This window comes from Prosthecobacter sp., assembly GCF_049294395.1.
Lineage (GTDB): Bacteria > Verrucomicrobiota > Verrucomicrobiia > Verrucomicrobiales > Verrucomicrobiaceae > Prosthecobacter.
This window is the reverse complement of record NZ_JBAQCR010000431.1, coordinates 26,973-35,694: the sequence shown is the minus strand read 5'-3', so window position 1 is coordinate 35,694 and position 8,722 is coordinate 26,973. Positions and strand designations below refer to the sequence as shown.

Sequence of the window (8,722 nt, the reverse complement as noted above, 5' to 3'; positions counted from 1 at the left end):
GTGGTGCCGTGGGCAAGGCAGGCGGGCAGGCGGTGGGCAAATCTGCCGGGGGGGCCATCGGCGGTGCTGTGGGCAGCGTCGTGCCCGTGGTGGGAAATGCCGTGGGAGCCAGCATCGGCCAGCAGATTGGTGGACAAGTGGGCGGCCAGGTGGGCAATCAAATCGGCTCCCAAGTGGGCGGCCAGATCGGCGGCAGCATGGGCAAAGGGGTGGACGACGGCGTCAAAACAGTGCGCATGAGCCTGGAGGAGGAAGGCTACAAAATCGGCGGCGGCATGGGGCAGGGACTCGGCATGGGCAAAGGCATGAAGATGTGATTTTTGGCGGCGCCCACATTATTCTGCGTAATTCTCGGCACACCTGATCCCGGCCCGGCTAATCAGCATAACCTTTTCTCCCTAGCCCATGCCTGAAGACACCGACAAAAAAGGCGGACCTGTGATTGGCGCGCAGCGCCCGACCCCGGCACCCGCACCACAACAGGAGCCGAAGCAGCCCGCGCAGCAGGCATGGGTGCCCGCCCAGCCTTCCCAAAAAGCCCAGGCAGCAGACCAACAGCAGCCGCAGGCACCTGCGCAGCAAGCGCAAGGTGCTCCTGCCCCTGCTGTCCAAGGCCCGGGTACCCAGAGCACCTACCTTGGGAGCACGACGCAGGCCGTCGGTCAAAAGCCCATGACTGCCACTGAGAAACTTCAAGCCGGCATGCAGGGCATCCTTTCTGGCGCGGGTGGCTCCAAGGAAGGGCAGATGATCGGGGAAGCCGTTGGTCAGGGCATTAAAAATCTTTTTGGACAGGGCAAGAAAGACGGAGCCGGAGGCACGCAGGTGGGTCCGGGACGTCTTGGTCCCAACGCCACCGAGGCCGCTCAAGCGGGCGGGCCGATCATCGGCGGTCACCGGGAGCAGGGTGCCAAGCAGGAGGGCCAGGAAGCGGGCGGTCTCGACGTGGGCGGCAGTCTTGGCAAGAAAGTCGGAGGCATGCTCGGTTCAGCTGTCCTCGGTGAAAAAGGCAAGTCCGTGGGCCAGATGCTGGGCAAGATCGCAGGCAATGCGGCCGGGCAGGCGGCCAATATCGCCATCGATCACGCACGCGGCATTGGCGGAAACATTGGCAGTGCCATCGGCGGAGCCATTGCTGGTGAAGAAGGTGCTGCCAAAGGCAAGGAACTGGGCAAAAAGGCAGGCTCCGGTGTCACGAGCGTCCGTGACACACTGGCTGCGCAGGGGGTGGATCTCGGCCCCAAGCAGGCGGCTGGCAAGCAGGGGCACGGCATCAAGTGAAGCCATGCCCACTCCCAAAAAGAACGATGGCAGACGTGATCTCGACGGAGATGGCGACATCGATCTGGCGGACGATCCCTCACGTGATCTGGATCACGATGGCCGCATCGAGATTGATGACCGTGAGGAACTGGACATTGACGCGGACAACGACATCGACGCCACTGACCGCACGGTGACTGCCAAGCAGAGCGTCGGTGCTGCCCTGGGCATGGCGAAGGCCGGGCAAAGCAAGCAGCAAGGTGAGTCGCAAGAGCAGTCAACCGCAGGCCCCAAGGTGCGCTGAGCAACTGATGGGCGTGGAATGGTCTGGCGGGCTCAGATTCCGCTGGCCAGCAGGGCTGCCAGCAGTTCGTCTACCTGCATGGTGGCAATCGCGGATGCCTTGTCACTCATGGCATAGGGCAGGATCAATTCGCGGCCATGCAGCATGGAGCCGCAGCTGTAGACGACATTGGGCACGTAGCCTTCACGTTCATGGCCTTCGGGAGACAGCAGCGGCTCGTGCAGGCGGCCGATGACTTTCGTTGGATCCTCAAGATCCAACAATGCCGCGCCGATGCAGTATTTGCGCATGGGGCCGACGCCGTGCGTGATGACGATCCATCCCGCAGCCGTTTCGATGGGTGAACCGCAGTTGCCAATCTTCACGGACTCCCACATCTCCAAGGGGCGCAGGATGATCTGGGGATTGCTCCAGTGGTGAGGACTGTCCGAGAACATGATGAAGAGGTTCTCATCATCCTGACGCGAGAGCATGGCATACCGACCGCCGATGCGCCGGGGGAACAGAGCCATGCCTTTGTTTTGAACTGCCGTGCCGTTGAGCGTGAGTACGCGGAAGTGCAGAAAGTCCTGCGTCTCGATGAGCTGCGGCAGGATGGCCCTGCCATTGTATGCGGTGTAGGTGGCGTAGTACATCACCGAGCCGTCGTCTTCGGTGAAGCGGACAAAGCGGGCATCCTCTATGCCGTTGGTCTCGTTGGGCGAGACAGGAAAGATGATGCGTTCGCTCAGGGCGAGCTTGGATGAGAAGTTCAGCTCGTAGTTCGAGTCAGCAAGCCAGCGGAAACACTCCAGGGCGCGGCGGAGATCGCGGCTGACGGATTTGGATTCACGACGCACACGCTGCACGCTTTCGTCGAGCTCATGAAGGGTAAACGCTTCAGCCAGCGGATCCATCACGGCGGTGGCATAGCCGTCCACGAAACCCATTTCCTGGAGTTTTGTGATGAAGCGGGATTTTTTATACGTGGGATTGGGCACCACCTCCGGCAGAGAGACAAAATTTGAGACCGGCTCCACACTGAGGGAACCGTCTGGCGCGATGATGCCGGCGCGAAACTCGATGGAGGAGATGTGACCCTCACCCGTGGCGCGCAGGCTCATGATGAAGCGCAGTCCGCCCTCGATCACTCCGCTCTGATCAGGATGAGGCACCATGGAGGGATTGAACAGCGCGGCGGACTCCAGCGCGTACTCGCCGGAGAACAGGGCACCGATGAGAAGCTGGCGGACGCGTGAGAGCGTGGGCTGCGCAGCGATCTGCGGACGCACCTTTTCATAATGCGTGAGCAGAAGAGACTCGATATCGAAGTGACGTGAAGCAAACTCGGCGAGGATCGCCTGCAACTGCAGGTCTGCCTCCGCTTCGCTCAGTGCAAGCGCACGCGTCAGGATGTTTGCCCTGATCTGGGGCTTGCCCGGGATGAAGGGGCGAATGATGACGCGACCACATTCAGGCTGCAAGGTGATGTCGTGACGGCGAATGGTGACTGAAATCATGAGGCGGGTGGCGAAGTGATCAAGTGTTCTGCGCAGTTCATCTCCGCGAGAGCAAGGTGGAAGGCGAGGGTGGACTCGGCGCCCTGGTTTTCATTCACGCGGTCGTGGTGCAGGCCATCGCCGCAGCCACCAGTGGTGGAATCGTAAAGAGGCAGGCCGAGGTCATTGCGACCGAGGAACCATTCGAAGGCGCGTTTGGCTTCGCGTGACCAGGAGGCATCCTGGGTGGCGCGGGAGGCTTCATTGCACGCGGCGATCATCGCCTGGGCTTCGAGAGGCTGCTGGTCAAAATCGGCGCGGGCGCCATCGCGGTGGTAAAAGCCATTGCTGCCGATGGGGCGGAAGCAGCCTGACTGCGTCTTTTGGATGGAGACGAGCCAGCGCAGGGACTTGAGGCCGATCTCCAGTGCGACCGGGTCTGGCATCCACTGACCGCTGAGGATGAGCGCCTGGCAGAAGCGTGCATTTTCATACGTCACGCTGTCTTCAAACCAAGGCCAGTGCTCCGTGGCGCAGGCGTTCCACAGCGCGACGAGGCGACCGGTGAGGGTCACACGCATGGCGTTGATCGCCGCATTGCTGGGGAAGCGGCGCAGGTATTCGTGAATGCCCAGAAGGGTGAAACTCCAGGCCCGAGGCGAGGTGAAATCCACCACCGCAGTGAGACCGCGCTCAAACAACTGGGCGGAGAGCCGGCTGTGGCCCTCATTGCGTGAGCGCCCGGCTCCGTTGCCTGCGGCCCACAGCGCACGCGCGTGGCTGTCTTCGCTGCCGGCGGCTTCGAGCCACTGGCGGCCATGGCTCATGAAATTGCGAAAGCGTCCGCTCTCGTAGTCCAGCGCCGCCGCAAGAAAGGCGAGGTAGCTGGTGGCGAGCCTGCCGAGGTTCTCTGCGGGCGGCTGGCCGCCCAGTTCATCCAGCATGGTGCAGAGGATGAAGGCGCGCGCATTGTCGTCCGTGCAATAGCCTTCATGGAAGTTTGGCACGTTGAAAATGGCGTGCTGAAAGATGCCGGTGCCGTCGCTCATGCGCACGACGTGGTCCAGGCGCAGAGGTGGCAGCTCGTAGGGCCTGTTGCCCAAGGTCCAGCCGGCGAAGGCTGTGCGTGGTGCCGTTTTGCGGTCTGCCCGCGCATGCTGAAAGGATTCCAGATAACGCTGCGCCACGGCAGGCCAGATCATTGCGCGGCCCAAGGCGTGGGCTTCATGGCGGATCTTTTCCATGCGTGCGGGATCATCGAGCAGTCCGCAGACACCTGCGGTGATGGCCGCCGGATTCCGGAACGGCACAAGAACGCCTCGTCCATCCGCCAGCAGTTCCTGTGCGTGCCAGTAGGGCGTGGAGACGACGGCTTTCCCGGCGCCAAACACATAGGCCAGCGTGCCGGAAGTCACCTGCGCTTCATTCAGATACGGTGTGAGATAGATGTCCGTGGCGCCGATGAACTCCTTGAGATCATCCAGTGAGACGAAGCGATTGTAAAAGATGACGTGCTCCTTCACGCCGCGCTCTTCAGCGAGGCGTTCGAGGCTCAGGCGGTAGCGTTCGCCCTCATGCGCGATGAGCTGCGGATGGGTGGCCCCAAGAATGAGGTACACGACGTTTGGATGCTGCCGCACGATCTCTGGGAGTGCTTCGATCACATGCTCGATGCCTTTGCCTGGCCCGAGCAGACCAAAGGTGAGCAGCACCTTGCGGCCTTCGACGCCGAACTGCTCCTTGTAGCAGCTTGAGTCCATCAACGGCATGTCCGGGATGCCATGCGCAATGATGTCGATCTTTGAATCCGGCACGTGATAAGTCTCGCGCAGAATTTCCGCACCTTTGTGCGCCATGACCACCACGCGGTCGCTGTGACGCACGAGTTCATCCATCACCTTGCGCTGTGAGGCGTTCGGCTCGCGCAGCACGGTATGCAGCGTGGTGACCACCGGCATGCGCACTTCCTTGAGCAGCGTGAGGAGATGACTGCCCGCCTGGCCGCCGTAGATGCCGAACTCATGCTGCACGCACAGAACGTCTGCGTTGCTGAAGTTCAAAAAGTCCGCCGCACGACGGTAGGAGTCGAGATCCTTCTCCAGCAGCTCGAAGCGTACGCGCTGCGGGTAATCGTAGCCTTCCACTCGGTCATTGACGGCTCCGACAAAACAATCTGTGGAAGGAGAAGCAGACGCGACAGCTTCACTCAGATCATGGGTGAAGGTCGCGATGCCGCAGAGCCGCGGGAGGTAATCGCCGAGAAAGGCGATGCGCTGCGGCGAAATGGAAGTGCTCAGGATAAACCTCTCAATGGCTGCGTCATTCTGCAGCAGACAGCCTGGGCTGCTGATAAGCAACCCGGCTTTGTATAAATTAGGCTGGGTATCACCGGCCGATCAGAATCAAGACACCTGCAACGAGTGCCGTGATGGGCACCAGAACGTTGAGCTGTCCGAGGTTGATGCCGAAGGCACCGCTGAGTCCGACAAGGAGGAGATAGATGGCAAGCGCGAGCATGCCGTAGCTTTTGGTGATGGTCATGGTCGTTGGGGGTTCAGCTTTTGCGGCCTTGCATCAGCAGCACGACGCCACCAATGAGGGCGACGGCTCCGACGATGGGAGGCAGAGGAATGGTGTGCTGCTTTTCCGCCGTCACCTGAATGGGGCCGAGGTCGATGGCCTTCTCCGTGGTGGTGTAGGTGAAGCTTTGGTAAGCGAAGGCAGCAACGCCGAGAATGATGAGCAGAATGCCGAAGATGGCGGGTGTTTTCATAAAAATGGACAGTGACTTAGAGGACGCGGCGGCCCTGGATGAGGCGCAGGAGGATGAAGATGACGGCGATCACGAGCAGAATGTGAATGAAGCCGCCGATGGTGGTGCTGGTCACGAGACCGAGCAGCCAGAGGACGATGAGAATGATGGCGAGGGTTGTAAGCATGAGATGGGTGTCTTTCCTTGTGGATGGAGAATCTGCCGGGCAGAGCGTTTGCGTGCTGTCCGACCGCGATTCAGCGTGGGTTTAGTTTTTTGCGGCACCAGCTTCGACGACCATGTTGTTGACGACGCTTTTCACGCCGTGGATGTCGGTGACGAGCTTGGTAACGAGATCTATTTCAGCGGTGTTTTTGGCGAATCCGCCCACCATGACAACGCCATCTGTGGTGGCGACGAGGGTTCTGAAGGCGCTGGTGGAACGGTGCGTGAGCAGGGCCATGCGCACCTGGGCGTTGATGGAGGCGTCATCAATAATCTCGGCAAAAGTGGGGCCCGCAGGCTTGCCAGTTACAGTCATCTCATTTTTCACTTCTTTGACGCCTTCCACATCCTGGGCGTATTCGGTGGTCAGGTCTTTCTGCGCCTGGCTGGCGGCGTCGCCAGTGAGTGTCACCACCCCCTCTTTCAACTCCACCTTCGTGTTGTAGGAGCTGACGCTGCGATGAAAGGCGAGTGCGCTTTTCACTTTCAAGTAGAGCCAGGTGTCGGAACTGGCCGGCGGGCTTTCTTTGATTTCAATCTGGTTGGCCACGCTCTTGACGCCCGGCAGACCTGTCACGGTTTCCTGGGCGAGCTGCTTGTGCGAATCGTCATGGACGATGCCGGTCAAGGTCACCACACCCTCTTTGGACTCCGTCTTGATCGCGTCATCCTTGAGAAAGTTTTTGAAGACGTAGGAGTTTTTGGCGGCGGCTTCAATCTGGGAGTCCATCTCGGACGCGGTCAGTGGTGCACAAGCAAACAGCGCAAAGCAAAGTGCCAACGCACGAGGAACGAAAGGTTTCATAGAATGAGTGTTAAGGCATATGCTGCATGAGTGCGATGGGGTATAACCCTACCCAGGCTGTGATTCAGGTTGCTCATTGGCCATGCCGAACGAAGTGGCAGCATGATTCTCGATGCCACCTGCAAGCTAGACTACCAGCTCATGGCAGAGGTGCCGGCCATTTTCATGCTGCGTCCGCGCAGCGGCTGGGCGCAGTGGATCATGCGCGAGGAGTTTCAAATCTCCCCACAAGTGCCGGTGGTCGAGTTCACGGATGTGTATGGCAATCTCTGCCAGAGAACCGTCATGCCTCCGGGGGATTTCCATGTCTCCGTGCAGTATCGCGTCCAGGTCGCGGACCGGGTGGATGAAGATATTTATGCGCCGCTGATGCTGGTGCAAAACCTCCCGCCGGACATTCTGCACTACCTGCTGCCCAGCCGTTATTGCCAGTCTGATGAGCTGCCGGCGCAGGCCACGTCCATCATTGGCAATCTGCCGCCGAATTACCAATGCGTTGCCGCGATCCGCACCTGGGTGCACCAGAACATCCACTATGAATACGGGTCCAGCAACAGCTTCACCACGGCGCTGGAAACCTTGAACACACGGCGGGGCGTCTGCCGTGACTTCGCGCATCTGGGCATCGCTTTGTGCCGTGCCATCAATGTGCCTGCGCGCATGGTGGTGGGTTTTTTGCACCAGCTTTCTCCGATGGATCTGCATGCCTGGTTCGAGGCCTACATCGGTGGCCGCTGGTTTACGTTTGACGCCACGGAAAGCATGACGCGTGGCAACCGCATCGTCGTCGCCTACGGCCGCGATGCCGCCGATGTGGCCCTGGCCACGATGTTTGGCAATTTCACGATGCAGAACATGCAGGTCACCGTCATCGAGCACCGTTCGTCATTTCAGTCATAAAAAAGCGTTGCTGCCGACCGGTCTGGTCTGGCAGCAACGCCACTGGTTCAGGCTGATGGGGAAAATTAAGCGGAAAGAGCGGCGCGGTATTCCTTTATGGCTGCTTCCACTGCCTCACGGCTCTGGCCGGTGCGTTTCTGAATGCGGCCCAGCAGTTCATCCTGCTTACCTTCAACGAACTGGAGGTCGTCATCGGTGAGCGTCGCCCATTTCTGTTTGAGGCTGCCTTTGATGATGTTCCAGTCGCCTTTGATTTCGAGTGTTGTCATAGGAGTGAACCTACGGCGCCGGGGTTGCGGCAGCCATGGGGTGTAACCCTACTGCAAGGCATCGAGGCAAAAACAAAGCGGCCTGACTTGCGTCAGGCGCCTGCGTGAATGCATGTGCAGTGCGCGGTTCAGCGCGGCGTGTTATTGCAGACCCAGCGCGCGCAGCAGAACGGCGTTGATGAGTCCGGTGGTTTGCTGGCCTTGCGACTGCTGGTAGTTGCTGATGGCGCGCATCGACTGCGGCCCCATGCGACCATCAAGGGAGCCTTGATAGTACCCCAGGCGGGCGAGCGCCTGCTGAACCCGATAGTCATCGGAGTTCATGCGATAGGCGTCCTGATTGCGGAACTGCGGTGGAATGGCGCCATAGCTGGGATAGTAGCTGACGCCGGGGCGCGCAAAGTAATACGGCATGTTTGGCGGGCCGTAGTAGTAACCCGGGCCTGCATGTCCGTTGCCCTTGTTCAGTTTGAACTTCGTGCTTGGATGCGCGTGATATGCCTGCTGGTCATGATCGTGGTGAGGATTGCCGTGGGACTGCTCACGACCGTGCTCACCATGGTTGCTGTTGCCATGTTGCTGGCCTTTGCCGTTGTTCCCTTTGCCGCCTTTGTCTTTGGCGTAGGTGGCGGGTGCAAGTGAAAGCAGGCCGAAGGCCGCGAGCGCGGCGACTCCGAGAATGGGTTTGAAATTCATGGAAGTTGTTTTCATGGGGTGTGCGCGAAA

Annotated in this window: 11 protein-coding genes and 1 pseudogene; 4 read left to right on the top strand and 8 right to left on the bottom strand. The window is 60.0% G+C overall.

Annotated elements, in window-relative coordinates:
* The 3 genes and pseudogenes from WAW39_RS29550 to WAW39_RS29540 form a co-directional block, all read left to right on the top strand.
* Window positions 1–317, top strand: a pseudogene (locus tag WAW39_RS29550) (hypothetical protein); the annotation flags it as partial.
* A gap of 88 nt (window positions 318–405) precedes the next feature.
* Complete coding sequence (locus tag WAW39_RS29545; RefSeq protein ID WP_422323239.1) at window positions 406–1,281, top strand: hypothetical protein; 876 nt, start codon at window positions 406–408, stop codon at window positions 1,279–1,281.
* A gap of 4 nt (window positions 1,282–1,285) precedes the next feature.
* Complete coding sequence (locus tag WAW39_RS29540) at window positions 1,286–1,567, top strand: hypothetical protein (protein WP_422323237.1); 282 nt, start codon at window positions 1,286–1,288, stop codon at window positions 1,565–1,567.
* A gap of 32 nt (window positions 1,568–1,599) precedes the next feature.
* On the opposite strand, the gene WAW39_RS29535 is transcribed toward WAW39_RS29540, so the two are convergent.
* The 6 genes from WAW39_RS29535 to WAW39_RS29510 form a co-directional block, all read right to left on the bottom strand.
* The gene (locus tag WAW39_RS29535) at window positions 1,600–3,066 is read right to left on the bottom strand and encodes a glycoside hydrolase family 130 protein (RefSeq protein ID WP_422323235.1); all 1,467 of its coding nucleotides are present in this window, start codon (window positions 3,064–3,066) and stop codon (window positions 1,600–1,602) included.
* Window positions 3,063–5,342: a glycosyltransferase family 4 protein gene (locus WAW39_RS29530; protein WP_422323241.1), complete on the bottom strand. Its 2,280-nt coding sequence runs from the start codon at window positions 5,340–5,342 to the stop codon at window positions 3,063–3,065. The genes WAW39_RS29535 and WAW39_RS29530 overlap by 4 nt, the downstream gene beginning before the upstream one ends.
* An 88-nt stretch (window positions 5,343–5,430) precedes the next feature.
* Complete coding sequence (locus tag WAW39_RS29525) at window positions 5,431–5,586, bottom strand: hypothetical protein (RefSeq protein WP_422323233.1); 156 nt, start codon at window positions 5,584–5,586, stop codon at window positions 5,431–5,433.
* Window positions 5,587–5,599: 13 nt separating this feature from the next.
* The gene (locus tag WAW39_RS29520; protein WP_422323231.1) at window positions 5,600–5,818 is read right to left on the bottom strand and encodes a DUF3185 domain-containing protein; all 219 of its coding nucleotides are present in this window, start codon (window positions 5,816–5,818) and stop codon (window positions 5,600–5,602) included.
* A gap of 16 nt (window positions 5,819–5,834) precedes the next feature.
* Window positions 5,835–5,984, bottom strand: a complete 150-nt coding sequence (locus WAW39_RS29515; RefSeq protein ID WP_422323229.1) for a lmo0937 family membrane protein — start codon at window positions 5,982–5,984, stop codon at window positions 5,835–5,837.
* An 81-nt stretch (window positions 5,985–6,065) separates the two neighbouring features.
* Window positions 6,066–6,827, bottom strand: a complete 762-nt coding sequence (locus WAW39_RS29510) for a BON domain-containing protein (protein WP_422323227.1) — start codon at window positions 6,825–6,827, stop codon at window positions 6,066–6,068.
* A gap of 102 nt (window positions 6,828–6,929) precedes the next feature.
* On the opposite strand from WAW39_RS29510, the gene WAW39_RS29505 reads away from it, so the two are divergent.
* Entirely contained in the window at window positions 6,930–7,727 is a 798-nt protein-coding gene (locus WAW39_RS29505; RefSeq protein ID WP_422323225.1) for a transglutaminase-like domain-containing protein, read from the top strand.
* 65 nt (window positions 7,728–7,792) lie between these two features.
* Here WAW39_RS29505 and WAW39_RS29500 read toward each other — a convergent pair whose 3' ends face one another.
* Both WAW39_RS29500 and WAW39_RS29495 read right to left on the bottom strand, forming a co-directional pair.
* Window positions 7,793–7,996 carry a CsbD family protein gene (locus WAW39_RS29500; RefSeq protein ID WP_422323223.1) on the bottom strand — a complete coding sequence of 68 codons (204 nt, stop codon included), beginning with the start codon at window positions 7,994–7,996 and terminating at the stop codon, window positions 7,793–7,795.
* A gap of 141 nt (window positions 7,997–8,137) precedes the next feature.
* On the bottom strand, window positions 8,138–8,707 hold the full coding sequence (locus tag WAW39_RS29495; RefSeq protein WP_422323221.1) for a peptidoglycan-binding protein: 570 nt from the start codon (window positions 8,705–8,707) through the stop codon (window positions 8,138–8,140).
* Window positions 8,708–8,722: the final 15 nt, after the last annotated feature.

Excerpts from the sequence above, each read along its gene's own strand:
- WAW39_RS29545 (WP_422323239.1), top strand. The coding sequence starts at position 406 with ATGCCTGAAGACACCGACAAAAAAGGCGGACCTGTGATTGGCGCGCAG.
- WAW39_RS29540 (WP_422323237.1), top strand. The coding sequence starts at position 1,286 with ATGCCCACTCCCAAAAAGAACGATGGCAGACGTGATCTCGACGGAGAT.
- WAW39_RS29535 (WP_422323235.1), bottom strand. The coding sequence starts at position 3,066 with ATGATTTCAGTCACCATTCGCCGTCACGACATCACCTTGCAGCCTGAA.
- WAW39_RS29525 (WP_422323233.1), bottom strand. The coding sequence starts at position 5,586 with ATGACCATCACCAAAAGCTACGGCATGCTCGCGCTTGCCATCTATCTC.
- WAW39_RS29520 (WP_422323231.1), bottom strand. The coding sequence starts at position 5,818 with ATGAAAACACCCGCCATCTTCGGCATTCTGCTCATCATTCTCGGCGTT.
- WAW39_RS29515 (WP_422323229.1), bottom strand. The coding sequence starts at position 5,984 with ATGCTTACAACCCTCGCCATCATTCTCATCGTCCTCTGGCTGCTCGGT.
- WAW39_RS29510 (WP_422323227.1), bottom strand. The coding sequence starts at position 6,827 with ATGAAACCTTTCGTTCCTCGTGCGTTGGCACTTTGCTTTGCGCTGTTT.
- WAW39_RS29505 (WP_422323225.1), top strand. The coding sequence starts at position 6,930 with ATGATTCTCGATGCCACCTGCAAGCTAGACTACCAGCTCATGGCAGAG.
- WAW39_RS29500 (WP_422323223.1), bottom strand. The coding sequence starts at position 7,996 with ATGACAACACTCGAAATCAAAGGCGACTGGAACATCATCAAAGGCAGC.
- WAW39_RS29495 (WP_422323221.1), bottom strand. The coding sequence starts at position 8,707 with ATGAAAACAACTTCCATGAATTTCAAACCCATTCTCGGAGTCGCCGCG.